The sequence below is a fragment of the Microbacterium allomyrinae genome (assembly GCF_020682705.1).
In the GTDB taxonomy this organism is placed as follows: domain Bacteria; phylum Actinomycetota; class Actinomycetes; order Actinomycetales; family Microbacteriaceae; genus Microbacterium; species Microbacterium allomyrinae.
On the sequence record NZ_JAGTTN010000005.1, the window covers coordinates 188,607 to 213,708 of the forward strand.

The 25,102-nt window shown below is 70.6% G+C and carries 19 protein-coding genes; 12 read left to right on the forward strand and 7 right to left on the reverse strand.

Annotation, left to right across the window (positions count from 1 at the left end):
- The first annotated feature begins 29 nt into the window (after window positions 1-29).
- Together KEC57_RS14865 and KEC57_RS14870 are read left to right on the forward strand one after the other, a co-directional pair.
- Window positions 30-719: a sigma-70 family RNA polymerase sigma factor gene (locus KEC57_RS14865; RefSeq protein ID WP_372457067.1), complete on the forward strand. Its 690-nt coding sequence runs from the start codon at window positions 30-32 to the stop codon at window positions 717-719.
- Window positions 716-958: an alpha-ketoglutarate decarboxylase gene (locus KEC57_RS14870; protein WP_229385474.1), complete on the forward strand. Its 243-nt coding sequence runs from the start codon at window positions 716-718 to the stop codon at window positions 956-958. The genes KEC57_RS14865 and KEC57_RS14870 overlap by 4 nt, the downstream gene beginning before the upstream one ends.
- 39 nt (window positions 959-997) lie before the next feature.
- On the opposite strand, the gene KEC57_RS14875 is transcribed toward KEC57_RS14870, so the two are convergent.
- Together KEC57_RS14875 and KEC57_RS14880 are read right to left on the reverse strand one after the other, a co-directional pair.
- Window positions 998-1,903, reverse strand: coding sequence for a diacylglycerol kinase (locus KEC57_RS14875; protein WP_229385475.1), 906 nt, complete (start codon window positions 1,901-1,903; stop codon window positions 998-1,000).
- Entirely contained in the window at window positions 1,900-3,561 is a 1,662-nt protein-coding gene (locus KEC57_RS14880) for an FAD-binding oxidoreductase (RefSeq protein WP_229385476.1), read from the reverse strand. Before KEC57_RS14880 ends, KEC57_RS14875 begins: the two co-directional genes overlap by 4 nt.
- 69 nt (window positions 3,562-3,630) lie before the next feature.
- Between KEC57_RS14880 and KEC57_RS14885 the strand changes: the two genes are divergently transcribed.
- Window positions 3,631-5,190: a glycerol-3-phosphate dehydrogenase/oxidase gene (locus KEC57_RS14885; RefSeq protein ID WP_229385477.1), complete on the forward strand. Its 1,560-nt coding sequence runs from the start codon at window positions 3,631-3,633 to the stop codon at window positions 5,188-5,190.
- Window positions 5,191-5,299: 109 nt separating this feature from the next.
- Complete coding sequence (locus tag KEC57_RS14890) at window positions 5,300-6,637, forward strand: APC family permease (RefSeq protein WP_229385478.1); 1,338 nt, start codon at window positions 5,300-5,302, stop codon at window positions 6,635-6,637.
- Window positions 6,638-6,746: 109 nt separating this feature from the next.
- Here the strand turns inward: KEC57_RS14890 and KEC57_RS14895 are convergent, their stop codons facing one another.
- On the reverse strand, window positions 6,747-10,457 hold the full coding sequence (locus KEC57_RS14895; RefSeq protein WP_229385557.1) for a multifunctional oxoglutarate decarboxylase/oxoglutarate dehydrogenase thiamine pyrophosphate-binding subunit/dihydrolipoyllysine-residue succinyltransferase subunit: 3,711 nt from the start codon (window positions 10,455-10,457) through the stop codon (window positions 6,747-6,749).
- Window positions 10,458-10,636: 179 nt separating this feature from the next.
- On the opposite strand from KEC57_RS14895, the gene guaB1 reads away from it, so the two are divergent.
- The 3 genes from guaB1 to KEC57_RS14910 all read left to right on the forward strand — a co-directional run bounded on the left by guaB1 (window position 10,637) and on the right by KEC57_RS14910 (window position 14,641).
- Entirely contained in the window at window positions 10,637-12,094 is a 1,458-nt protein-coding gene (gene guaB1 / locus KEC57_RS14900) for a GMP reductase (RefSeq protein ID WP_229385479.1), read from the forward strand.
- 160 nt (window positions 12,095-12,254) lie between these two features.
- Window positions 12,255-13,586 (forward strand): hemolysin family protein, encoded by a 1,332-nt coding sequence (locus KEC57_RS14905; RefSeq protein ID WP_229385480.1) that lies wholly within the window; start codon window positions 12,255-12,257, stop codon window positions 13,584-13,586.
- Complete coding sequence (locus tag KEC57_RS14910; RefSeq protein ID WP_229385481.1) at window positions 13,583-14,641, forward strand: hemolysin family protein; 1,059 nt, start codon at window positions 13,583-13,585, stop codon at window positions 14,639-14,641. The genes KEC57_RS14905 and KEC57_RS14910 overlap by 4 nt, the downstream gene beginning before the upstream one ends.
- A 143-nt stretch (window positions 14,642-14,784) precedes the next feature.
- On the opposite strand, the gene KEC57_RS14915 is transcribed toward KEC57_RS14910, so the two are convergent.
- Complete coding sequence (locus KEC57_RS14915) at window positions 14,785-15,852, reverse strand: NADH:flavin oxidoreductase/NADH oxidase (RefSeq protein ID WP_229385482.1); 1,068 nt, start codon at window positions 15,850-15,852, stop codon at window positions 14,785-14,787.
- A gap of 110 nt (window positions 15,853-15,962) precedes the next feature.
- On the opposite strand from KEC57_RS14915, the gene KEC57_RS14920 reads away from it, so the two are divergent.
- The 5 genes from KEC57_RS14920 to KEC57_RS14940 all read left to right on the forward strand — a co-directional run bounded on the left by KEC57_RS14920 (window position 15,963) and on the right by KEC57_RS14940 (window position 20,501).
- A complete protein-coding gene (locus tag KEC57_RS14920) occupies window positions 15,963-16,796 on the forward strand; it encodes an ADP-dependent NAD(P)H-hydrate dehydratase (RefSeq protein ID WP_229385483.1) in 834 nt (277 codons plus the stop codon).
- A gap of 65 nt (window positions 16,797-16,861) precedes the next feature.
- On the forward strand, window positions 16,862-18,073 hold the full coding sequence (locus tag KEC57_RS14925; RefSeq protein ID WP_229385484.1) for a glycosyltransferase family protein: 1,212 nt from the start codon (window positions 16,862-16,864) through the stop codon (window positions 18,071-18,073).
- Between the two features lie 23 nt (window positions 18,074-18,096).
- Entirely contained in the window at window positions 18,097-18,423 is a 327-nt protein-coding gene (locus KEC57_RS14930; protein ID WP_229385485.1) for a thiamine-binding protein, read from the forward strand.
- Between the two features lie 78 nt (window positions 18,424-18,501).
- Entirely contained in the window at window positions 18,502-19,722 is a 1,221-nt protein-coding gene (locus KEC57_RS14935; protein ID WP_229385486.1) for an MFS transporter, read from the forward strand.
- A 20-nt stretch (window positions 19,723-19,742) separates the two neighbouring features.
- On the forward strand, window positions 19,743-20,501 hold the full coding sequence (locus tag KEC57_RS14940) for an NUDIX hydrolase (protein WP_229385487.1): 759 nt from the start codon (window positions 19,743-19,745) through the stop codon (window positions 20,499-20,501).
- 4 nt (window positions 20,502-20,505) lie between these two features.
- Here the strand turns inward: KEC57_RS14940 and metX are convergent, their stop codons facing one another.
- From metX to KEC57_RS14955, 3 genes are all read right to left on the reverse strand, one after another.
- On the reverse strand, window positions 20,506-21,711 hold the full coding sequence (gene metX, locus KEC57_RS14945) for a homoserine O-acetyltransferase MetX (RefSeq protein ID WP_229385488.1): 1,206 nt from the start codon (window positions 21,709-21,711) through the stop codon (window positions 20,506-20,508).
- A gap of 134 nt (window positions 21,712-21,845) precedes the next feature.
- Entirely contained in the window at window positions 21,846-22,868 is a 1,023-nt protein-coding gene (locus KEC57_RS14950; protein WP_229385489.1) for a DUF2332 domain-containing protein, read from the reverse strand.
- A 104-nt stretch (window positions 22,869-22,972) separates the two neighbouring features.
- The gene (locus KEC57_RS14955; protein ID WP_229385490.1) at window positions 22,973-24,880 is read right to left on the reverse strand and encodes an alkyl/aryl-sulfatase; all 1,908 of its coding nucleotides are present in this window, start codon (window positions 24,878-24,880) and stop codon (window positions 22,973-22,975) included.
- Window positions 24,881-25,102 lie beyond the last annotated feature (222 nt).

A 25,102-nucleotide genomic window follows, 5' to 3' on the forward strand; every position in this document is an offset into this window, starting at 1 on the left:
CGGGAACGATGACACCGAAGCGGAGCCGGATGTTCGCCACTCTTGATCGCCTCGACCACGAGGCGTCCCCGATCCAGGACTTCAACGCCCTGGACGCCACCGCCGTAGACTGGCGGGCGATGAGCGACTCTATGGACAAGGCGCAGGACCCGCGTACGCAGTTCGAAGAGCAGGCGCTGCCCTTCATGGACCAGCTGTACGCGGCCGCCATGCGCATGACACGCAACCCCGCGGATGCCGCGGACCTCGTGCAGGAGACGTTCGTCAAGGCGTTCGCGTCGTGGCGGACGTTCACGCAGGGTACCAACCTCAAGGCGTGGCTGTACCGCATCCTGACCAACACGTACATCAACACGTATCGCAAGAAGCAACGCGAGCCGTATCAGGGCACGATCGACGAGCTGGAGGACTGGCAGCTCGGCGGGGCGGAGTCGACGACCGCGACGAGCACGCGCTCGGCCGAGGCGGAGGCGATCGACCACATGCCCGCATCGGTCGTGAAGGACGCGCTGCAGTCCATCCCGGAGGACTTCCGGCTGGCGGTGTACCTCGCTGACGTCGAGGGCTTCGCCTACCAGGAGATCGCCGACATCATGAAAACCCCCATCGGCACGGTCATGAGCCGTCTGCATCGTGGCAGGCGCATGCTTCGTGAACTGCTGGCCGACTACGCGAAAGAGCGCGGCATCGCCACGCCTGCCACGAGGAGCACGAAATGACCGACTGCGGCTGTGAGAAGGCGCGGCGCGACCTGGAGGAGTACCTGCGGCACGAGGTCTGCAAGACGCAGTCCTCCGACATCGCCGAGCACCTCGAGAACTGCACCAACTGCCGTGACGAGGCGCTCGTATCGCGTACCTTGACCGAGGTCGTGGCCCGGGCGTGCAAGGAATCCGCGCCCGAAGAGCTGCGCGACCAGGTGCTCGCCAAGCTGCGGGCCGTGCAGGCCACGCACTAGCACCCGCAGACCGCGTGGGGCGTTCGCGGCGAGAAGCGCTCAGGCTTGCGGCGTGAACACCGTGAGCGCTCCAGGCACGACGTCGACCGTGAGTGGCAGCGCACCGATCGGGTCACCGTCGGCATAGGCCGTCACGCCCTCGGCGGCCAGGCGCACCGATCGCACGCGACGGATCGACGCCTCGGGCACCGAGCCGTGCGTTCCCCGGTACACCCGGGGGAGCAGGCGCAGGAGCCGGAGACGCCCCGCAGGGCGCACCAGAACGAGGTCGAGCAGCCCGTCGGCGGGGTCGGCATCGGGACAGATCGGGATGCCGCCACCATAGGTGCGGCCGTTTCCCACGGTGGCCATCACCAGATCGCCGGTCACGCGCTCGCGCGTACCGTCGGCGAGCTCGAGCTCGACGTCGTACGGCATTCCCGCGAGTGCCAGGAACTCGACGAGGATCGCGATGTTGTAGCGGGAACCGCCGCGCGGCCACCGCATCGCATTCGCCCGATCGTTGACCTTCGAGTCGAAGCCGCTCGCCAGCACCGAGCCGAAGAACCGGGTCGATCCGTCGGCACGGGTGACGCGGGCCAGGTCGATCCGCCGCGTGACGCCTCCTGCGATCGCGTCGGCCGCCGCCTTCGCGTCGAGTTCGCGCAATCCGAGCGTCGCGGCGAAGTCGTTGCCGGTGCCGGCGGGGATGATCCCGAGCGGAGTGCCGGTGCCCGCGACCTCTTGGATCGCGAGGTTGACCGTGCCGTCACCGCCGGCGACCGCCACCGCATCGACGCCGACATCGATCGCGGTGCGCAGCAGCGAGCTGGATTCCGCGGCACTGCCGCCGCTGACGATCGCGGTCTGCACGCCGTGCGCGCGGAGGCGCTCGGCCGCTCGGGTCGCGATGCCGGTATGCGCTCCGGCGCGCGCGGCCGGGTTGACCAGCAGAGCGACCCTCATGCGTGCGGCGCTGCCGGTGGGGCGGCGGATACGGCGTCGGGTGCGAGGAGCGACCCCGGATTCATGATGCCGCGGGGGTCGACCGTGGCCTTGACGGCGCGGAGGATCTCGACACCCAGGGCGCCGATCTCGGCTTCGAGGTAGGGGCGATGGTCGCGCCCGACCGCGTGGTGGTGGGTGATCGTGCCGTGAGCGACGCCGATCGCGCGGGACGCGGCATCCTTCGCGTGCTGCCATTGGGTCTGCGGATCGGCGCTGAGCGCGGCGATGACCGTGAAGTACAGGGATGCCCCGGCGGGGTACAGGTGCGAGATGTGGCACATCACGATCGGCTTGGTGCCCGTGGCGGCCATGCTCTCGGTCAGCGCATCGGTGACCGCGCGCTTCAACGCCGGAAGCGCCGACCATGTCGCCGCTGTCTCGAGGGTCTCGGCGAGGACGCCGATGTCCATGAGGGTGTCGCGCAGCGCCGGCGACGAGAACCGACCACGCTCCCACGACCGGGCGGGGTCCTCGCCGCGGGACTTCGCCCCGTGCACGACGAACACCGCGTCGAGCGCATCACGCGTCGCGTAGGCTTCGGCGGCGACGGAGCCTTCGAAGGTCGCGACGGCCAGGCATCCGCGAAGCCGCGTGAGATGCCCGCCCATCGCGGCGTGGACCCGCGTCTCGGTCTCGTCGCTAAGTCGCACGACGGTCGGACGGATGCCGCGCTGCGTCGCCTCGCGCAGCGCGGCGGCTCCGGAGGCGAAGTCGGGGAACGTCCACGCGCGATAGGCGGTCGCGCCGGGAATGGGGCGGATGCGCACGGTCACCTCGGTCAGCACGCCGAACGCGCCCTCCGAGCCCAGGAACAGCTGGCGGAGATCGGGCCCCGCCGCGCTCGCGGGGGCGCGGCCGAGATGCAGCTCACCCGCGGGCGTCGCGACGCGCAGCGCGTGCACGAGGTCGTCGAAGCGGCCATAGCCGCGGGAGGCCTGACCGCTCGATCGGGTTGCGGCGTAGCCGCCGAGCGAGGCGTATTCGAAGCTCTGCGGGAAGTGCCCGAGCGTGAACCCGCGTGCCCCGAGCATCTCTTCGGCCTGCGGGCCGGTCGTACCGGCGCCGAACGTCGCCAGGAGCGAGACGTCGTCGAGGTCGAGCAATGCCGCGGTGCGGGTGAGATCGAGCGCGATCACCGCGCGATGGGTGCCGCGATCGGGGTCGACGCCGCCGACCACCGACGTGCCCCCGCCGAACGGGACGACGGCGAGCCCGAGTCGATCGGCCGCTGCCAGCAGCGCCGTCACCTGGGCGTGATCGGCGGGCGAGGCGACGGCATCCGGTGCCGACTGCGGCTCGGCCAGACGCCGGCGAAGCAGGTCGGGCGTGCTCTTGCCGCCGAGGTGCAGGGCGCGGGTATGGTCGTCGCGCGTCGCGTGCTCCTCGCCCGTGACCGCACGCAGCGCTGCGAGGTCGGCATCGCTCAGCAGGGAAGGAGTCAGCGCGGGGCGGTCCCGGCGGGGGACCGGATGCGGGGTTCCGTGCAGCAGCGTCGAGGCGATGGCCTTGGCCCCTGCGGGCAGGCGTGCGGGCTCGGTGCCCCAGGAATCCCAGGCTGAACGGGGCCTCGGGGTCGGGACCGCGAGCGGCGGCGAGTCGGATGGCGTCGTCGACATCCGGCCAGTATCGCACCGGCGCACCGGCCTCGACGCGCGTCCCGGACGACTCTGCGTCATCATGGCGAGGTGAGTTCCCTGATCGTCGGCCGCACTCCGCACCCCTCCGCGCTGTCGGCCGCGCGCCGCGTGAGTGAACTCGACGCCCTCGGAGTCGGCGCCGAGATCGACGTGCTCGTCATCGGCGGGGGCATCACCGGCGCCGGGATCGCTCTGGATGCCGCGAGCCGGGGCCTGCGCACGGTCCTCGTCGAGCGGCACGACCTCGCCTTCGGCACCAGCCGGTTCAGTTCGAAGCTCGTGCACGGCGGACTCCGCTACCTCGCCTCGGGGCAGGTCGCCATCGCACACGAGAGCGCCGCCGAGCGCCATATCCTCATGACCCGCACCGCACCGCACCTCACGCGCCCGCTCGCTCAGGTGGTCCCGCTCTACGAACCCGGGCACCTCGGTCGCGGCGCGTTCATCGGGCTCGGCTACGGACTCGGTGACGGGCTGCGCCGCGCCGTCGGCACGCCGGGAACCGTCCTGCATGCGCCCGGTCCGATCGGCCCCGCCGAGACGCTCCGCCTCGTGCCCGCAGTGCGCTCAGGCGCCCTCCGCGGCGGCATGCGCGGCTGGGACGGCCAGCTCATCGACGACGCCCGCCTCGTCGTGGCCGTCGCGCGCACGGCCGCCGGCTACGGGGCATCCGTCCTCACCAGGGTCGAGGCCGTATCGGCGAGCGGTCAGGGTGCGGTGCTCCGCGACGTCGTCACCGGCGCGACGCTCGACGTACGGGCCCGCGCCGTGATCAGCGCCACCGGCGTCTGGGCGGGCGAGATCGATCCCGACGTGGCGCTGCGGCCCAGCCGCGGCACCCACCTCGTGGTGCCGACCGTACGGCTCGGCGGCTCGGATTCATCGCTCACTGTCCCGGTGCCGGGATCATCGAGTCGGTTCGTGTTCACGCTTCCGGCGACGCACGGGCGCACCTACATCGGGCTGACGGATGTGCCCGCCGACGGCCCGCTGCCCGATGTCGCGCAGGCGACCGAGCCCGAGATCGAGATGCTGCTCGCGACCGTCAACACCGTGCTGGCCGAGCCGCTCGGGCGCAACGATGTCATCTCGACCTTCGCCGGCCTGCGACCTCTCCTGGCCGGAACCGACGAGGACCAGACAAGCGACCTGTCGCGGCGGCACGCGATCATCGAGTCGTCCACCGGTGCGCTGAGCGTCGTCGGCGGAAAGCTCACCACCTACCGGCGGATGGCCGAGGATGCCGTCGACGCGGTGATCCGGCGCGATCCGGGACTGCCCGCGCGGCCCTCGCCGACACGGAGCATTCCGCTGGTCGGCGCCTGGCCCCGCGAGCGCCTCGGCGAGATCCGCGCCGCCGCGCGCCTGGTGCGCCGGTACGGTGCCGAGGCCCCGTATGTCGCCGCGCTGCCGGATGGACGGGCCGCCGCGTGCGGTGTGACCGCGCAGGAACTGCAGTGGGCCATCGCGGTCGAGGGCGCCCTGTCGCTCGATGACGTGCTCGACCGTCGCACGCGCCTGGGCCTCGTCCCGCGCGATCGTGCCGCGTCGACGGATGCTGCGGCCGCCGCGTTCGAGCGCGCGGGAGTCGTGCCGCTCGTGCCCTGAGCCGCGTGCTGTGCGCCACCCGTCCTGACGGAGCGTGTTTGGCAGGAAAGCGCGGAACGACGTCCGAATGCCGCAAGCACACCGCCGCCGGGTCGGAGACACTGGATTCATGAGCCCGACCGCTGATGCGACGGTTCCCCGCGGCCGCCTCGGGGTCGTCCAGGGCACCGCCCTCTACATCGCGTCGGTCCTCGGAACCGGCCTCCTCGTGCTGCCCGGACTCGCCGCAGAGGCCGCCGGACCGGCGAGCATCGTCGCGGTGCTCGCCGTCATCGGGCTTTCGGTGCCTCTCGCCGGCACCTTCGCGGTCCTGGCGGCACGCTATCCCGACCCGGGCGGAGTCGCGAGCTATGCCCGCCGCGCGCTCGGCGGCACAGCGGCGCGCATGACCGGCTACTGGTTCCTGTTCGGGGTGTGCGCCGGGGCACCGGTCGTCGCCGTGCTGGGCGCGGAGTACGTCGCGGCCGTCGCAGCCATCGACCGCGCCATGGTGCCGGTCGTCGCGCTGGCGATCCTGGTGCCCCCGTTCGCCGCCAACCTCTTCGGCGTGCGCGTCGCCGGCTGGGTGCAGTTCGTCCTCACGGCGCTGCTGCTCGCCGTGGTCGTGGGCGTCGTGTCGCTCGCCGCTCCCGCGGTCCAGCCGCAGAACTTCGAGCCGTTCCTGCCTCACGGCTGGGGCGGCGTCGGCACCGCGATCAGCCTGTTCGTGTGGGCGTTCGCGGGATGGGAGGTCGGCACGCACATCTCCGGGGAGTTCCGGGACCCCCGTCGTGCGATCCCCATCGGCACCGCGATCGCGCTCGTCGTCACCGGAGTCTGCTACCTCGTGCTGCAGATCGTCACGGTCGGTGCCCTCGGCGACACTGCCGGCGACGGCGCTGTTCCGCTCCTCGAGCTGGCACGCCTCGGCTCTGCGGGGTTCGGCCCCGCAGCCGTCGGCGTCATCGCCGCGATCGTGGCCCTCGGAGTCATGAACGCCTACCTCGCCGCGTTCGCCAAGCTCGGATCGTCGCTGGCCGCCAACGGGGACCTGCCGCGCTGGTTCGCGGCCGGGGCGGAATCGGGCGCCGTGCCGCGCCGGGCTCTCGCGCTGACCGGGGCCGTGGTGGCCGTGTACTTCTCGCTCATGATGTGGGCAGGTCTCGACCTCACGCCGTTCATCCTCGTCCACACCAGCAGCATGGTCGCGATCTACGCCGTCGGCATGGTCGCAGCCGTCAGGCTGCTGCGCCGGGGCACGTGGGGCTGGTGGATGGCGGTGGTCGCCGCGGTGCTCTGCGCAGGGATGCTCGTGCTCGCGATCGGCTCGCTGCTGCCCGCCGCGCTGCTGGCCGTCGCTGCGATCGGGGTGACCGTGTTCCGCCAGGTGCGCATTCGCCGTGCGAGAAGACAGATCGGCGACGAAGTGCGCCGGGCCGGGGCATCCAACTCCCGCGTTTCGCCGTAGCCGGGCGGCCGGGCCGGCGAGGGGTGAAGCCGGGCGGATGCCGCGGTGCCCACGACGACGAAGCGGCCCCGGGCGCTTCGCATCCGGGGCCGCTTCGAGACGTCGTCTCTCAGAGCGTGAGAGCCTGTCGCATGATGTCGGCCTGCTGCGCGGCGTGCACCTTGGGCGAACCGGTCGCGGTCGACGCTGCGGCATCGCGGGACACGCGACGGATCGTGCGTCCGTGCAGGTGCTTGACCACCTCGAGGGCGATGAACGGCCAGGCCCCCTGGTTCTCGGGCTCGTCCTGCACCCACACCAGCTCGGCATCGGGGTACTGGTCGATGACGGCGTTGAGTTCGGTGATCGGCGCGGGATAGTACTGCTCGAGCCGGACCAGGGCGATCTCGGGGTTGGGGTTCTTGTCGAGCTCTGCCTTCAGATCCCAGTGGATCTTGCCCGAATGCAGCAGCACGCGCTTGACAGCGGCCTTGTCGAGACCGCGGCCGTCGTCCAGCACAGGTTCGAACTTGCCCGTGAGCAGGTCCTCGACGGGGCTCGTCGCCCCGCGCAGACGCAGCATCGCCTTCGGTGTGAAGACGATCAGCGGTCGGCGCGGACGTGCGTAGGCCTGGCGGCGCAGCAGGTGGAAGTACGACGCGGGCGTCGACGGACGCGCGACGGTCATGTTGTCCTGCGCGCACATCTGCAGGTAGCGCTCGATACGGGCCGACGAGTGGTCGGGTCCCTGGCCCTCGTAGCCGTGGGGGAGGAGCAGCACGACACTCGACTGCTGGCCCCACTTCTGCTCGGCCGATGAGATGAACTCGTCGACGACGGACTGCGCGCCGTTGGCGAAGTCGCCGAACTGGCCCTCCCACAGCACGAGGGCGTCGGCGCGCTCGACCGAGTAGCCGTACTCGAACGCCATGGCCGCGTACTCGCTGAGCAGTGAATCGTAGACCCAGAACCGGCCCTGGTCGTCGCTCAGGTTCGCGAGCGGGATCCATTCCTGGCCGTTGGCCCGGTCGTGCAGCACCGAGTGGCGCTGCACGAACGTGCCGCGGCGCGAGTCCTGCCCGGCCAGGCGCACGTTCGTCTTCTCGAGCAGCAGGGATCCGAACGCGAGGAGCTCGCCGAACGCCCAGTCGATCGAGCCGCTGCGGCTCATGTCGAGGCGCTTGTCGAGCAGCTGCTGCAGCTTCGTGTGGACGGTGAAGCCCTCGGGCTTGTTCACGAAGGTGTCGCCGATGAGGTTCACGACCTCGCGTGACACCCCGGTCGTCTCGGGCTCGCCGACGGCGGGCTGGGCCGCGGCCTCGGTCGACACGACCGTCGAGGTGCCGGTCTCGGCCGCGTGGGTCTCGGCGAACGCGATCTCGAGGCGGCTCTGGAAGTCCTGCTTGGCCTTCTCGTACTCCTCCTCGGTGATGTCGCCGCGACCGACCAGCGCCTCGGTGTACAGGCGTCTGACCGAACGCTTCGCCTCGATGAGGTTCGTCATGAGCGGCTGCGTCATCGAGGGGTCGTCGCCCTCGTTGTGGCCGCGGCGGCGGTAGCAGACCAGGTCGATGACCACGTCGCGGTGGAAGCGCTCGCGGTAGGCGAACGCGAGCTGCGCGACGCGCGTCACAGCCTCGGGGTCGTCGCCGTTCACGTGGAAGATCGGCGCCTGGATCGTCTTGGCGACATCGGTCGCGTACACCGAGGAGCGCGCGTCGATGGGCGTGGTGGTGAAGCCCACCTGGTTGTTGACCACGACGTGGACCGTGCCGCCGGTGCGGAAGCCGCGCAGCTGCGACATCTGCAGCGTCTCGACCACCACGCCCTGCCCTGCGAACGCGGCGTCGCCGTGCACGAGGATCGGCAGCCACGAGAACGTGCCGATGGGCTTGCGGTCCTGCTTGGCGCGCACGATGCCCTCGAGCACGCCGTCGACGGTCTCGAGATGCGACGGGTTGGCCGCGAGGTAGACCGGCAGCTCTTCGCCGCGATCCCCGATGAAGGTGCCCTCGGTGCCGAGGTGGTACTTGACGTCGCCCGACCCGCTCTTCGAGCCGATCGCGACGGAGCCCTCGAACTCGCGGAACACCTGGCCGTACGTCTTGCCGCCGATGTTCGTGAGCACGTTCAGCCGGCCGCGGTGGGCCATGCCGATCGCGGCGCCGTCGAGGCCTGCCTGGGCCGCGCCCTGCAGGATCTCGTCGAGCAGCGGGATGAGCGACTCGCCGCCTTCGAGGCTGAAGCGCTTCTGGCCGACGTACTTGGTCTGCAGGAACGTCTCGAACGCCTCGGCCTGGTTCAGCTTGTCGAGGATGCGCAGCTGCTCGTCGTGTCCGGGCTTCTGATACTTGAGTTCGACGTTCGCCTGGAACCACGAGCGCTGGCCGGGATCCTGGATGTGCATGTACTCGATGCCGATGGTGCGGCAGTACGAGTCGCGGAGCACGCCGAGGATGTCGCGCAGCTTCATGATGCGCTTGCCGCCGAAGCCGCCGGTCACGAACTCGCGGTCGAGATCCCAGAAGGTCAGACCGTGCTGCTCGATTTCGAGGTCGGGGTGCGTGCGCTGCACGTATTCGAGCGGGTCGATGTCGGCCATGAGGTGGCCGCGCACGCGGAAGGAGTTGATGAGCTCCTGCACGCGCGCCTGCTTGTCGACGCGCTCGGCGAGGTCGACATTGATGTCGGCGGCCCAGTGGATGGGCGCGTAGGGGATGCGCAGCGCGGCGAAGATGTCGTCGTAGAAGCCGCGCTGACCGATCAGCAGCTCGTGCACCTTCTTGAGGAACTCGCCCGAGCCCGCACCCTGGATGACGCGGTGGTCGTACGTGCTCGTGAGGGTGATCGTCTTGCCGATCGCGAGCTCGTTGAGCGTCTTGTCGCTCGCGCCCTGGAACTCGGCCGGATACTCGAGAGCGCCGGCGCCGACGATGCAGCCCTGGCCCTTCATGAGACGCGGCACCGAGTGCACGGTGCCGATTCCGCCCGGGTTGGTGAGCGAGATCGTGGTGCCCTGGAAGTCCGCGGCGGTCAGCTTGTTGCCGCGAGCGCGCGAGATCAGGTCCTCATAGGTGGTGAGGTACTCGCTGAACGACAGCTGGTCGGCGCGCTTGATGCTCGGGACGAGGAGCGCGCGGGTGCCGTCGGGGCGGGGCAGGTCGATCGCGATGCCGAGGTTGATGTGCGCCGGAGCGACGACCGACGGCTTGCCGTCGATCTCGGCGTAGAACACGTTCTGGCTGGGGAACTCCTTGAGCGCCTGGATGATCGCCCAGCCGATCAGGTGCGTGAAGCTCACCTTGCCGCCCCGCGTGCGCGACATGTGGTTGTTGATCACGATCCGGTTGTCGATCATGAGTTTCGCCGGAACGGTGCGCACGCTCGTCGCGGTCGGAACCGTGAGCGAGTCGTCCATGTTCGCCGCGAGCGCTTTCGGCATGCCCTTGAGGACGGTGACCTTGTCTTCGCCGGGGCCATCGGAGGAGGACGGCTCGACAGCGGGGGCCTGCGCCGGGATGGGCTGCGGTGCGGCGGGGCGCGCGGTCGTCCGGGCGACGGGCTGCGCGCCGATGATCGGGATCGGCGCCGTCACAGGACGAGGCTCTGCGACCGGCGGAGGCGTGGCCTCCGACACGGGAGCGCCGGGGGCGGAGGTCCCCGCGGGCGGTGCCCCTGTCGTGCCGGCGACGGGGTGGTAGGCCTCGAGGGTCGGCCACCACGCCTTGTCGACCGAGTTCCGGTCGATCTTGAACTGCTCGTACAGCTCGTCGACAAGCCACTCGTTGGCTCCGAACTCTCCTTCATTCGAAACCCCGAGGCCTGTCACCTGGCTCGACACGCTGAATCGCCTGCTTTCATCGGTGAAGTTCTGGGACACGGGCGCGGGCTGCTGAGGCCGACGCACGCACTTGTTAAGCGTATCCCAGTCCATGTGCGCCGTTCCGGCCCCGCAGCACCGGGAAGCTGAAAGATCTCGCAGGATTATCTGCACAGGAACTGTCACTACCCTTGGCGGTCATGGAGTTCTACGGCGAAACCCCCGACGTCGATCTGACCTATTCCGACGTCTTCCTCGTACCGCGTCGATCCGCGGTCACCAGCCGCCTCGATGTCGATCTGGCTCCGGGCGACGGCACGACGGCGACGATCCCGGTCGTCTCGGCCAACATGAACTCGGTCACCGGCGCACGTCTGGCCGCGACTCTCGCGCGCCGCGGCGGACTCGGGGTGCTCCCGCAGGACATGCCCCTGCAGGAGCTCGACGCCGCGATCCGCTGGGTCAAGGCGCAACCGGTGTCGTGGGACACCCCGCTCGTCCTTCCGCCCGACGCGACCGTGGCCGACGCCTCACGACTGCTCCCGGCGACCGACGGACACGGCATCGTGGTGGCGGATTCGTCGAGCGGTCGTGTCGACGTGGGCGACGTGCTCGGAGTCGTGCCCGCATCGCGTCTGGGCACCGCGCTTCCCGACGCCCGCCTGGGCGATCTCGCCCGCGGCCGCACCGCATCGGTCGACGCCGACGACATCGAGAGCGCCCGCCACGCGTTCGACGTGATCGTCGCCGCCGGAGCCGAGACCGTGTGCGTCCTGCAGCACGGGCACCTCGTCGGCACCCTCTCGCGCCGGAGCGCGCTGCGCTCCACCCTCTACAAGCCGGCCGTCGACGCATCCGGCAGGCTCATCGTCGCCGCCGCGATCGGCATCAACGGCGATGTCGCCGCCAAGGCGCGGGCGCTCGCCGGGGCCGGCGTCGACGTGCTCGTGGTCGACACCGCCCACGGACACCAGGAGGGCATGCTCAGCGCACTGCGCGCAGTCGCCGACCTCGACCTCGGCATCCCGATCGCCGCCGGCAACATCGTCACGGCCGAAGGCGTCCACGATCTCGTGACCTCCGGCGCCTCGATCCTCAAGGTCGGGGTGGGCCCCGGCGCGATGTGCACCACGCGAATGATGACCGCGGTCGGGCGCCCGCAGTTCTCCGCCGTGCTCGAGACCGCCGACGCCGCACGTGTGATGGGTGCTCACGTGTGGGCGGACGGCGGAGTGCGCTACCCGCGTGACGTGGCGCTGGCACTGGCGGCGGGCGCGGCATCCGTCATGATCGGCTCGTGGTTCGCGGGGACCATCGAGGCACCCGGCGAGCTGCAGGTCGACGCGTCGGGCCGCGCGCACAAGGAGTCGTGGGGCATGGCCTCGACCAAGGCCGTGCACGAGCGCTTCGGCCGACTGGACCCGTACGAACTCGCGCGCAAAGAGCTCTTCGCCGAGGGCATCTCGTCGTCCAGGATCTACCTCGACCCGCTGCGCCCGGGGCTGGAGGATCTGCTCGACATGATCACTTCCGGCGTCCGCTCGTCGTTCACCTACGCCGGCGCGTCGTCGGTCACCGACTTCCACGAGCGCGCGCGGGTGGGCCTGCAGTCCGCCGCGGGGTATGAAGAGGGCAAGGCACTCCCCGTCAGCTGGTAGTCGGTGCGGGATGCCGCGCCCGGAGCATCCGAATTCGCGGCCGTCACCGCAGAACCGGCCGACGGGCCTGCCGTAGACTTGTCGGCACGATGGACGACCCTCCTCCTTGTAGACCCTCGCCCCACCGACCCGCCTCCCGTTCGATCGGGGGTGATGCGTGATGGAATACGTCATGTTGGGCGTGGGGCTCCTGCTCACAATCGGCACCGGTCTGTTCGTCGCCAGCGAGTTCGCTCTCGTGAACCTGGACCGCGCCGACCTCGAAGCCCGCCGCGATGCCGGCGAAACCCGCTTGTCGCTGACGATCAGCGCGCTGAGGATCACCTCCACGCATCTGTCCAGCGCTCAGCTCGGCATCACGCTGACGACGCTGCTCACCGGTTACACGATGGAGCCGGCGATCTCGAGCCTGCTCAGGCCCGTCTTCACAGCGTGGGGCCTGCCCGCCGGGCTCGTGAGTCCGCTCGCCGTCATCATCGCCGTCTCTCTGGCGACCGTGTTCTCGATGATCCTCGGCGAGCTCGTCCCGAAGAACTTCGCCCTCGCGATCCCGCGCCAGACCGCCAAGCTCGTCATGCCGTTCCAAGTCGCCTTCACCACCGTGTTCCGCCCCGCGATCGTCGTCCTCAACGGCAGTGCGAACGGCGTCCTGCGCGCGGTCGGCATCGAGCCCAAGGAAGAGCTGTCGGGTGCGCGCACGGCCGAGGAGCTCTCGAGTCTGGTGCGCCGCTCGGCGAGCGCGGGCGTTCTCGAGGAAGACACCGCGTCGCTCCTGGATCGCAGCCTCACCTTCGCGCGGCTGAGCGCGGCCGATGTCATGACCCCGCGGCCGAGCGTCCACGCGATCGCCGAGGACGACTCCGCCGAGGACGTCATCCAGCTCGCCCGCCGGACCGGGCACAGCCGCTTCCCGGTGTACGGGGAGTCGATGGATGACATCACCGGCATCGTGCACCTGAAGGCCGCCGTCGGCGTCCCGCGCGATCGGCGCGCAGACGTTCCCGCCGCGGCGCTCGCCACCGAGCCGGTGCGCTTCCCCGAGGCGGTCCACCTCGACGTGCTGGTGGCGGAGCTCCGCGCGCGCGGCTACCAGATGGCGATCGTCGTCGACGAGTACGGCGGCACGGCCGGCGTCGTCACCCTCGAAGACCTCGTGGAAGAGATCGTCGGCGAGGTGCTCGACGAGCACGACCGTCGCCGCGCCGGAATCGTGCGCGTCGGGGACGCAGTGATCTTCCCCGCAGAACTGCGACCCGACGAAGTGCGCGATCGCACCGGCATCCGCATTCCCGAAGGGGACGTCTACGACACCGTCGGGGGATTCATCATGAGCGTGCTCGAACGCATCCCCGCCGTCGGCGACGCCGTCGAGATCGAGGACGGCACGATCGATGTCCAGCGCATGGACGGCCGGCGCGTCGATCGGGTGCGCTTCACCCCCGCGCCGATGCCGCACGATCCGGACGCGACGCAGGGGGGTGAGCGTCGATGAGCGACTGGGCCGGAATCGCATGGCTGGTCGTCCTGCTGATCGTCAACGCCTTCTTCGTCGGTGCGGAGTTCGCCGTCATCTCGGCCCGACGCTCGCAGATCGAGCCGCTGGCCGAGAAGGGATCGCGTTCGGCGAAGACCGCTCTGTATGCGATGGAGCACGCGACGCTCATGCTGGCCACCAGCCAGCTCGGCATCACGATCTGCTCGCTGCTGATCCTGAACGTGTCGGAACCGGCCATCCACCACCTTCTCGCCGAGCCGCTCGGTCTCACCGGCTGGTCGGAGGGCGCCGTCGATGCGATCGCCTTCGTGGTCGCGCTGCTCGTGGTGTCGTACCTGCATGTCGTGTTCGGCGAGATGGTCCCCAAGAACCTCGCGTTCTCGGTGCCCGACCGCGCCGTACTCATGCTCGCGACCCCGCTGGTGTGGGTGTCGAAGGTCTTCCACCCGGTGATCGTGACCCTGAACTGGATCTCCAACCACATCGTGCGCCTGTTCCGCGTCGAGCCGAAAGATGAGGCAGCCTCCACCTTCACGCTCGAGGAGGTCGCCACGATCGTGAACCAATCGCGCATCGAGGGCGTCCTCGACGACGCGGCCGGCACCGTCACCGCGGCGGTCGAGTTCACCGACAAGAAGGTCACCGACATCGCGGTGCCACTGTCGGATCTGGTCACCCTCCCCGAGACCACGACTCCCGACGAGATCGAGCGCGCGGTCGCCAAGCACGGCTTCTCGCGCTACGTGATCGTCGACGACGCCGGGCTGCCGCTCGGATACGTGCATCTCAAAGACATCCTGCGAGCGGCGGAAGGACCGGATGCCCAGGCCGACGTCGCGCGTGCGATCCCGACCAAGCGCATCCATCACATGGTGCCGGTACTGGAATCCACCGACCTCGAGGACGCGCTCGCGGTGATGCGCCGCGCGGGCAGGCACCTCGCCCAGGTGCGCAACACCGATGGTGAAGTCACCGCCGTGCTCTTCCTCGAGGACATCATCGAAGAGCTGATCGGAGAGGTGCAGGACGCGACGCGTCGCCGCGGCTACTGAGCGCGGGCGCGCCGCCCTCCGGCTGCAGTTTCCTGTTGCGGCGCCCCAGATCTGCGCCGCCGCAGCAGGATTCTGCAGCCGCACCGAACTCACAGTCGGACGAGGGGCGCCGGGCGCCGGGCGCCGGGCCGGCAGGCGTCGGGTCAGACGCGCCGTGCGCGGACGTACTGCACGGGCCAGTAGTCGATGTCGGCGCCGAGCTCGGCGGCGGCACGCAGGCCGAAGTGGGGGTCACGCAGCCACTCGCGTGCGGCCATGACCACGTCGGCATCGCCGGCGGTGAGCACCCGCTCGGCATGCGCGGCGTCGTCGATCATGCCGACCGCGCTCACCGGGACGCCGGCGTCGCGGCGGACCTGTGCGGCGAGGGCGACCTGGTATCCGGGGCCGGTGGTGACGCGCTGATGTGCGACGAGACCGCCGCTGGAGATGTCGAAGAAGTCGGCGCCGCGCTCCGCGGCCCAGCCCGCAACCGTCGCGGTCTGGGCGGCATCCCACCCGCCGTCCGCCCAATCGGTCGCCGAGAACCGCACCAGCAGCGGCACTCCGGGCGCGGCATCCGCCACTGCCGTCACGACGCGCAGCAGCAGGCGCGCGCGGTTCTCGAGCGATCCGCCGTACTCGTCGTCGCGGGCGTTCGAGAGCGGCGAGAGGAACTGGTGCAGAAGATAGCCGTGCGCGGCGTGGATCTCGAGCACCTGGAAACCGGCCGCGACGGCGCGGCGCGCGGCCGCGGCGAAGTCGCCGACGACCCGGTCGATGCCGTCCGCGTCGAGGGCGACCGGCTGGGCATAGCCGTCGAAGGCGATCGCCGACGGCGCCGCGGTGCGCCATCCGCCGTCAGCCGCCGTCACCGACCCGCGTCGGCCCGAGAAGGGCGACCACGTCGAGGCCTTCCGGCCCGCGTGGGCCAGCTGCACCGCGGCCACCGCGCCACGACCGCGGATGGCGGCCACGATCGGAGCCCAGGCGTCGCGCTGCCCGTCGTTCCACAGACCTGTGTCCTCGGGCGAGATGCGCCCCTCGGGCGACACCGCGGTGGCTTCGGCGATCACGAGCCCGGCGCCCCCCGACGCGAACTGCGCGAGGTGGGTGTGGTGCCATTCCTGCGGCACGCCGTCGACGGCGCTGTACTGGCACATCGGGGCCACCCACAGACGGTTGCGCACCGAGATGTCGCGGAGGGTCAGGGGACTGAACAGACGGGTCACGGGTGTCCTTCGCGGTCGGTGCGTGATGCAGGCGGGTTGCGGGTGTGGGCGCGATCGCGACGAGACGCGACAGCGCCCACGATCCCGCGTGCCCCAGTACCGTGTCAGACATGACGCGGATGTGGACGGTGCGGGACGCGGCGCGAGCCCTGCGGAGGCCAACCGCCGACGATGACAAGTATTCCCGAGGGGTGCTCGGCATGCGGACCGGATCGGAGGCGTACCCGGGTGCGGCCGTGCTCGGGGTGGAGGCGGCGTGGCGCACCGGGCTCGGCATGGTGCGGTACGTCGGTCCGGCACGCCCGAGTGCGCTCGTGCTCGCGCGTCGTCCCGAGACGGTGACGGTCGACGGGCGCGTGCAGGCGTGGGTCGTGGGATCGGGAACGGATGCCGCCACCCGCGGCACAGTCGAGTCCGAGGCCCTGCGCGCCCTGCTGCACGCCACCGACCCTGTCGTCGTCGACGCCGGGGCGCTCGATCTCGGCGCGGGCGCCACGGCGCCGCGGATCCTCACCCCTCACGAGCGCGAGCACGCGCGGCTGCGAGCGGCGCTCGGGCTGGGGCCGGCGCGCGCGAGCCGTCTGGCGGGAGCACGCGACACCGCAGAGGCCACCGGCGCCGTCGTCCTGCTGAAGGGCGCGACGACCGTCGTGACGGCCCCCGACGGCTGGGCGGCCGTCGTGGACGCCGGCACCCCCTGGCTCGCCACCGCGGGGACCGGCGACGTGCTGGCGGGGGTCATCGGTGCGCTCGTCGCCGGCGCCGTGGCGGACGAGAGGGTGACGGATGCCGCATCCCTCGCGTCCCTCGCCGCTTCGGGAGCCTGGCTGCACGGCCGCGCCGCCGCGCTCGCATCGCACGACGCGGGTGAGGGGCCGATCACTGCACTCGATGTCGCCGAGGCGCTCCCGCGCGCCGTGGCCGAGGCGCTCGCCGCGGTCTGATCCGACACGGAGTCGGACGACCCGCGTGCGGATGACGCGGGCGCGGCGCCCCTAGGATGAACAGCGTGTCGAGGCGGGGGTGGCTGTGGATCGCCTTCGTGGTGATCCATGTCGCGGTCGCAGCACTCGGGTTCGTTCTGCCGAACATCCCGATGGGCGATGTCTATCTCGTCTATGAGCCCTGGGCGCGTGATGCGGTCGGCGGCGGCGGCATCCCCGGCGTGAGCTGGCAGTGGGTCTACCCCCAGCTGGCGATCGTGCCGATGGTGCTCGCGCTCGGCTTCGCATGGATCGCGGGGTCGTACACGATCGGCTGGGCGATCTTGGTGACGCTCGCCGACGCTCTCGCGTTCGCGCTCCTGGTGGGCCGCGGGCGCTCCAAGGGGCGCACCCTCGCGGCGATCTTCTGGCTCGCGTTCATCCTGCTGCTGGGGCCCGTGGGGATGTACCGGCTCGACGGCTTCACGGTGCCCTTGGCACTCGCGGGCTGCCTCTGGCTCGCGGGCCGGCCCCTCATCGCGTCCCTCCTGCTGTCGGCCGCGACCTGGATGAAGGTCTGGCCGGCGGCTCTCCTCGCCGCCGCCGTCATCGCGATGCGCCGGCGCTTGGTCGTGGTCGCGGGCGCCCTCATCGTGACCGGCATCACCGTCGTCGCCGTCGTCATCGCGGGGGGCGGATCCCACGTCTTCGGTTTCGTGGCAGGACAGACCGGCCGTGGCCTGCAGGTCGAGGCTCCCGTCTCGGCGTTCTTCCTCTGGCAGGTGGTCGCGGGTGCACCGGGCGCGCTCGTCTACTACGACCGCGACATCCTCACCTTCCAGGTCGCCGGTGCCGGCGTCGACGCCGTGATCGCCGTGATGACTCCTCTGCTGGCGATCGCGGTGCTCGGCGTCGCGGCACTCGGCGCGGTCAAAGCGTGGCGCGGTGCCGGCTTCGCGGCGCTCTTCCCACCGCTCGCGTTCAGCCTCGTGCTGGCGTTCATCGTGTTCAACAAGGTGGGCTCGCCGCAGTTCCTGACGTGGCTCGTCGCTCCCATCGCGATGGGACTCGTGTTCGACCGGCATCGGTGGTCGTGGCCCGCGGCGGGAGCCCTCGCGGCGGCGCTGCTGACGCAGCTGGTCTATCCCGTGCTGTACAACGCAGTTATCCTCGCGGACTCCCTCGCCGTCAGCGTGCTGACGCTGCGCAACCTCGTGATGATCGCACTGTTCGCCTGGGCGGTCGTGCGTCTCGCGCGCGTGCCGGGGCGCTCACGTCACGCGTCCCTCGTCATCTGATCCCCACGAACCCGGAGGTTCACATGCTCGTCTCCTTCTCCGTCGCACCCAGCGGAACCGGCAACGCCGACGGCTCGGTGCACGACGCCGTCGCCGCCGCCGTCCGCGTCGTCCGCGAGAGCGGGCTGCCGCACCGCACCACGTCGATGTCGACCGAGATCGAGGGGGAGTGGGACGAGGTCTTCGATGTCGTCCGCCGTGCGACCGACGCGGTGCTGCCGTATGGCTCCCGCGTCTCGCTGGTGCTCAAGGCCGACATCCGCCCCGGATACACGGGTGAGCTCGACGGCAAGATCGACCGTCTCGAGGCGGCGATCACGCGCCAGCAGGACGACGCCCGCACGGACTGACGGCGGCGCGATTGCGCGTCGCGCCCCGTCATCCGAATCGATTCGACAGGATGCCGCGCCGGGGTCTATTCTGGCGCGATGACCTCCTCGAATCTCACGAGGGGGGCGGCGACGTGGGCGCTCCTTTCTCTCGCCGTCGGCAGCTTCGGCATCGGCATGACCGAGTTCGTCGTCATGGGACTGCTGCCGAACATCGCCGAAGACCTGCAGCCGGCGCTGTGGGCGGCACGGCCCGAGGACGCGATCGCCCAGACCGGCTGGCTCATCACCCTCTATGCCCTCGGCGTGGTGGTCGGCGCACCGACCATCGCGGGCGTCGTCGCGAAGTACCCGCGCAACCGCGTGATGATCGGCCTCGCGCTGGCCCTCACCGTGTTCAACGCGCTGACGGTGCTCGCCCCGTCGTTCGAACTGGTGGCGGTTTCGCGATTCCTCGCAGGACTTCCGCACGGCGCGTACTTCGGCATCGGCGCGCTGGTCGCCGCCGACGTACTCGGGCCCGGCATGCGCGCGAAGGGCGTCGCGTTCGTGCTCACCGGTCTCACGGTCGCGAACGTCGTGGGCGTGCCGCTGGGCACCTACCTCGGCCAGCAGGTGGGCTGGCGCGCTGCGTTCCTCGTCGTCACGGGCATCTTCGCGGTCGCGACGATCCTCATCGCGTTCTTCATTCCCGCGCATCCTGGCGACCCGGGTCGCACGCTGCGTGCCGAGCTCAAGGTGTTCCGCATCGGACAGGTCTGGCTCGCCCTGGGCATCGGCGCGATCGGGTTCGGAGGCTTCTTCGCGGTGTACAGCTACCTCGCGCCGATGGTCACCGAGGTCGCGGGATCGCCGGAATGGGTCGTTCCGATCGTGCTCGTGATCATGGGGCTCGGCATGACCACCGGCAACCTGGTGGGCGGCCACCTCGCCGACGTCGACCTCAAGCGCACTCTCATCGGAGGACTCGTCGCCCTTGCGGCCGTCCTGGCCCTGCTGGCTGCAACCTCGCATTGGATCTGGGCGCTCGGCTTCTTCGTCTTCCTCACGGGGCTCACCTCGTCCGCCCTCGGCCCCACGATCCAGACACGACTGATGGACGTCGCCGAAGACAACCAGTCGATCGCGGCGGCCCTGAACCACTCGGCACTCAATATCGGCAACAGCCTCGGCGCCTTCCTGGGCGGCGTCGTCATCGCCGTCGGCTGGGGCTTCGTGGCGCCGGCATGGGTGGGGGTGGCGCTCGCCTTGGGCGGATTGGCCGTCGCACTGGCCAGCTTCGCGTCCGAGCGGGCACGCGGGGTCGCGCTCTCCAACTGAGCGCGCCGTAGAGTGGGCGGATGCCGGAGCCGACGTCGCCGGGCGAGCGCGCGCTGCGCGTTCTCGCCGACACCGCAGGGGAGCTGCGACCACGGCGTCCCGAGGATGCGACGGATCCCGACATCCCCGTCGCCGCGACCGTGGTGCTCGTGCGTGACGGCGCGGACGGGCCGGAGGTGCTGCTCATCGAGCGTCCCGACCGCGGCTCGTTCGCGGGAGCGTGGGTGTTTCCCGGCGGCAAGCTCGACGCGGCCGACCGAGAGTCCGACGAGGAGTCCGAACAGCTCGTCGCGATCCGTGCGGGCGTACGCGAGACGTTCGAGGAGACCGGTCTCGTCCTCGACGAGGGACAGCTGACCACGCTGTCGTGCTGGGACCCGCCACCGGGCCTTGCGCTGCGCATCCGTACCTGGTTCTTCCTCGCGCCCGCCGTCGAAGGCGATCTCGTCCTGTCGGTCGACGAAGCGGTCGCCGCCGAGTGGGTACGGCCCGCCGATGTGGTCGCGCGGCACGGTCGCGGCGAACGGACGCTGTACCCGCCGACGTGGGTGACCCTCCATGCTCTCGCCGTGCACGCCGACGCGGCCGCGATGCTCGCAGCGGCGCGCGTCGCGGGGATCGAGCGATTCGAGACGGTCGCGCGACGGGGCGGCGAGGGGCCCGTGCTGTTGTGGCAGGACGACGCGGCGTACGATCCGGAGACTGCCGCCGAGACATCCGGTTCCCGCCATCGCCTCGAGATCGGCGCGCTGCCCTGGATCTACACCCGCGCGGACTGAGCTCTCAAGACTCCAGCAGACGTCGCAGGTGCGCCCCGACGGCGTGCGTCTCGATCAGGAAGCCGTCGTGGCCGAAGTCGCTCGTCAGCACCACCGCACGGTCGCCATCGAGCGCGCGGGGGATGCCCCGAGCGATCCGGTGCTGGCCGTCGATGGGGAAGAGGCGGTCGCTGTCGATGCCGAGCACCAGCGTCGTCGCGGTGATCAGGGCGAGGGCATCCTCGATGCCGCCCCGGTCACGGCCCACGTCGTGCGAGTTCATCGCCTCGACGAGGGTGATGTACGAATTCGCGTCGAAACGGCGAGTGAACTTGTTGCCGTGGAAGTCCAGGTAGGACTCGACCGCGAAGCGTCCGCCGTGGCCGAGCGGGCTCACTCCCGACTGCCAGGTGCGCTGGAAACGCTGGTTGAGCTCGGTGGGGGAGCGATAGTTGAGCAGCGCCATGCGGCGCGCAAGGGCGAGGCCGCGCGTCGGCCCGTCGCCGTCGCCGGCGTCGTAGTACCCGCCGCTCTGGAAACGCGGGTCGATGCGGATCGCCTCGATCTGCACCGAGTTCAGTGCGATCTGGTCGGCAGTGTTGACCGGAGGCGCCGAGAGCACGCCGAGGCGCTGCACGCGATCGGGATATCCGGCGGCCCACTCCAGGGCGTGCATGCCGCCCATCGATCCGCCGACGACCGCGGCCCACGCGTCGATGCCGAAGGCATCCGCGAGACGCACCTGGGCGGCGACCTGGTCGCGGATGGTGAGGTACGGGAACTGCGACGCCCACTCGTAACCGTCGGGACCGATGGAGGCCGGCCCGGTCGATCCCTGACACCCGCCGAGCATGTTGGGGGCGATCACGAACCAGCGATCGGTGTCGATGGGGGCGCCGGGTCCGACGATGTCCTCCCACCAGCCCGAGGTGGGATGCCCCGCGGCGGCGCCGCCGCGCACGTGGCTGTCGCCGGTGAGGGCGTGCAGGATCAGCACGGCGTTGTCGCGGGCGCTGTTCAGTTCGCCCCACGTCTCGTACGCCAGCCGGTACGCCGGCAGGTCGCGGCCGCCTTCGGTGCGGAAGGAGCCGAATGCGGCGAACCTGCGGTCTCCGACCGGATCGCCGTCGCGCCATGCTCCGGTGGCGGGCGGGCGTCCGAGCAGCAGGCGCGCATCGGCCTCCGTCACCGGTGCCGACGGCACGGTGTCTTCGGAGGTCTGCCAGTCCATCCGCCCATTCTCTCGTGTCGGCCCCTATCGGGGCGGCGTGTTACATCCGGCCGGGTCGAGAGTTCAGGAGAAACGGCGCCGGCAGCGGTGTGGGAGACCGAGGTCGCGGCGCGTTGCCTGAACTCTCGACGCCATCACCCCCGGAACGGCCGCGTCTCGTACACCGCGCCGTGCTGACCGGCGAGAGCGATCGGGACCTTGTCGCGCGTCTGCACGAACCGGTGTGCGGTGTCCAGCCCCGCGGGCACTTGCGCATCCACGTCGCTGAAAGTGCCCAGCGTCTCGTTCGAGAGCCACACGACGTCGCGGCCGACCGCCGATCCGAGGCCCGCCATGATCTCGGCGAATCGGGCGCGACCGGCCGCGTCGAGGTAGAGCAGCACGGCGCTGTGGAAGACGACCAGGGTGGCATCCGCCGGGGCGGTCGCCGCGACATCCGTCACCGTTTCGAGCAGGTCGCCCTGGACGATGTCAGGAGGATCGGATGCCGCCACCTTCGCCGCCGCGCGAAGTCTGGCGACGCGGGAATCATGATCGGGGCCCGGCCACACCAGGGTCGCGAGCCAATCGACCGCCTCGGGGTCGCTCGCGTCGATGGGTGAGAGATCGATGCCGCGGCGCCAGGCGACCTCGGGCAGGCGCGCGGGTACCGAGGCGTCGTCGTCCACACGGCATGACAGCCGGACGGGCGAGGGCCCCTCGACGGGTTCGAGCGTGCGCGGACCGCCCGGAGCGTCGAAGTCGTATCCATAGCGGTCCGGGAAGAGACAGAGGCCGGCGGCGGTGCCCACCTCGAGCAGCGCGACGGGGCCGTCGATGCGCGTCAACGGCGGCAGGAGAGTCGCGCAGCGATTGGGCTCGTTGGTCTGGGTGGAACGGGCGCCGGCGATCTCGACGACCTCGTCCCAGTGCGCGTCGAGCCAGTCCTGCCACGCGGCGAACGTCGCCAACGGGCATCCGGCCCAGCGAGCCGCCGCGAACAGGATGTTGGGCTGGCGCAGGCGCGGGGAAAGGGCCGCTATCCGTGCGATCAGCGCTGGGTCGGCGGCGATGCCGAGCGCCCACTCCTCGTAGAGGGGCGACGTACCGTGCGCCCAGCGGCGCCCGAAGTCGTCATAGAAGGCCGCAACTCGCGCGGCGTCATCGGTGGTGGACACGGGCCCACCCTACGACCAGGCCGCGACCACGAGCGTCCGCGGCAGTCCATGGCCCGGTGATGTCCCGGCGACCGCCGGCAGCGGGCGGTCGCCGGGACGATGACCTACGGGGTGACGATCGCGAAGTCCGGGTCGAACGCGTCGACGATCCCCGAATACGCAGCGATCGCGCTCGCGTCGCCGGATACCGCCACGGTGCCGTTCTCGATCAGCGCGGCTGCGGCCTTCGGCTGCACGAGCACGGCCACGAGCGCCGACTTGGGCCCGCTCACCGTCGCCTGCGCCCGCGGTGAGGAGCCCGGCCGGGCGTTGAGCACGCCGTGACGCACCCACATCGTCCATGTCTCGCCGCGGTCGGTGAACACGAAGTCGATGCGCAGGTCGGCGTCGGCCGCCGCGGCACCGTCGACGTGCACGGCGGCGAAGTCGAAGAGGATGTCGAGCGGCATCGCGAGGATCGTGTCGGGGCTCGCTGAGGCGAACCGGGCGGGAACGACACCGTCCCGCAGTTCCTTCGCGGCTGTGAGGTAGATGCCTCGCCACTGCGGCCCTTCGGCCTGGTAGCCGAGCTGCTCGTACGCGTCGGCCTGGAGGCCTCGCGCCTCGGCATCGTCGGCGTCGGCGAACACGAGGGAATGCAGGATCTGCGCCGCCCACCGGTAGTCGCCCGCGTCGATGGCGCGATGCCCCTCGGCGAGGATCGCTTCGCGTCCGATCATCGCGACCAGGCGCTGGGCGGAATCGGCGGGCGTGTGCGGGTGCAGCGACACCGGGTCGCCGTCCCACATGCCGAGCTCCTTCGTGAACACCGCGCGCACGTCGTGGTGGAGCGTGCCGTGGTACCCGCGGTTGAACCAGCGTCGTCCGAGCGCCGGGGGCAGATCGACGACTTCGGCGGCTTCGAGGGGCGTGTAGCCCTGGTTCGCGAGGCGGAGTGCCTGGTCGTGGATGTACTTGTACGTGTCGCGCTGCGATTCGAGGAACTCGACGACCTTCTCGTTGCCCCACACCGGCCAGGTGTGCGGCCCGTAGTGCACCTCGACCTCGTCGCCCCAGCGCACGAGCGTCTCGTCGAGGTAGCGGGCGAAGTTGCGCGCGTCACGCGTGCGGGCGCCGCGGAGGGTCTGGATGTTGTGCAGCGAGTGGTTCGCATTCTCGGCGCACGTCAGGGCCTTGAGCTCGGGGATCCAGATGTGCATCTCCTCCGGCGCCTCGGTGTCGGGGGCGTAGAGGAACTCGAACGTCAACCCGGAGATCGTGCGGGTCTGGCCGGTCTCGGTGATCGGATCGGTCGGCGAGAGGTACGACACCGTGATGTTGTGCCCTCCGACCGACGCGATGCCGTTCGTGATCATCGCGTGCGGCCCGTTGTCGAGCAGGTTGCCGAACGCGTACGACGCGCGCCGGCTCATCGCGTTGCCGGCGATGACGTTCTCGCCGATCGCGTACTTGTCGAACGAGGCGATCGTGCCGGGCGCGATGATCGGGACCTTGCCCGAGGCCACGTCGGCTTCGTCCACGACCCCCTTCACCCCGCCGTAGTGGTCGATGTGGGTGTGCGTGTAGATGACGGCGACGACCGGCTTGTCGGCGACGTGCTCGCGGTACAGCGCCAGGCCCGCCCGTGCCGGTTCGATGCCGGTCGTGCAGTCGATGATGATCAGCCCGTCGTCGCCCTCGACGATGGTGAGGTTGCCGATGTCGTTGTTGCGCACCTGGTGCAGCCGATCGGTCACCTTGTACAGGCCCGGCTGATAGATGAGCTGAGACTGCCGCCAGAGGCTGGGGTTCACGCTGTCGGGGGCGGGCGGGTCTCCTTCGAGGAAGGCGAACCGTTCGACGTCGTAGACGACCGCGCCGTCATCGTTCGTCAGTCGCCCGCCGGGAATCGGCGCGACGAGCCCGCGCCGCGCCGTCTCGAAGTCTTCGACGTCATCCATCGCGTAGCGCTCGAGCGCAGCCTTGTTCGCGGCGGCGGTCGCCGGGGTGGCGCCCTTCGGGTCGATGCTCATTTCAAGCCCTTCTGGATGACGACCCGGAGCATCCGATGTGCACCGGGCGTGGCGTTCTTGCCGACAGTTTCTCGGGTGAGCTCCCATGCTGGCGCATCGCGGTGAGCGGGGCGAACGGGCACGCCCAGGCGCCCCAGGATTTCATCCGGCGATCATGGAGCGCCGCGAGAACGACGGATGCCCCGGCCCTGCGCTCCGAAGAGCACCGGGCCGAGGCATCCG

Excerpts from the sequence above, each read along its gene's own strand:
- KEC57_RS14865 (WP_372457067.1), top strand. The coding sequence starts at position 30 with ATGTTCGCCACTCTTGATCGCCTCGACCACGAGGCGTCCCCGATCCAG.
- KEC57_RS14870 (WP_229385474.1), top strand. The coding sequence starts at position 716 with ATGACCGACTGCGGCTGTGAGAAGGCGCGGCGCGACCTGGAGGAGTAC.
- KEC57_RS14875 (WP_229385475.1), bottom strand. The coding sequence starts at position 1,903 with ATGAGGGTCGCTCTGCTGGTCAACCCGGCCGCGCGCGCCGGAGCGCAT.
- KEC57_RS14880 (WP_229385476.1), bottom strand. The coding sequence starts at position 3,561 with ATGTCGACGACGCCATCCGACTCGCCGCCGCTCGCGGTCCCGACCCCG.
- KEC57_RS14890 (WP_229385478.1), top strand. The coding sequence starts at position 5,300 with ATGAGCCCGACCGCTGATGCGACGGTTCCCCGCGGCCGCCTCGGGGTC.
- guaB1 (WP_229385479.1), top strand. The coding sequence starts at position 10,637 with ATGGAGTTCTACGGCGAAACCCCCGACGTCGATCTGACCTATTCCGAC.
- KEC57_RS14905 (WP_229385480.1), top strand. The coding sequence starts at position 12,255 with ATGGAATACGTCATGTTGGGCGTGGGGCTCCTGCTCACAATCGGCACC.
- KEC57_RS14910 (WP_229385481.1), top strand. The coding sequence starts at position 13,583 with ATGAGCGACTGGGCCGGAATCGCATGGCTGGTCGTCCTGCTGATCGTC.
- KEC57_RS14920 (WP_229385483.1), top strand. The coding sequence starts at position 15,963 with ATGACGCGGATGTGGACGGTGCGGGACGCGGCGCGAGCCCTGCGGAGG.
- KEC57_RS14930 (WP_229385485.1), top strand. The coding sequence starts at position 18,097 with ATGCTCGTCTCCTTCTCCGTCGCACCCAGCGGAACCGGCAACGCCGAC.
- KEC57_RS14935 (WP_229385486.1), top strand. The coding sequence starts at position 18,502 with ATGACCTCCTCGAATCTCACGAGGGGGGCGGCGACGTGGGCGCTCCTT.
- KEC57_RS14940 (WP_229385487.1), top strand. The coding sequence starts at position 19,743 with ATGCCGGAGCCGACGTCGCCGGGCGAGCGCGCGCTGCGCGTTCTCGCC.
- metX (WP_229385488.1), bottom strand. The coding sequence starts at position 21,711 with ATGGACTGGCAGACCTCCGAAGACACCGTGCCGTCGGCACCGGTGACG.
- KEC57_RS14955 (WP_229385490.1), bottom strand. The coding sequence starts at position 24,880 with ATGAGCATCGACCCGAAGGGCGCCACCCCGGCGACCGCCGCCGCGAAC.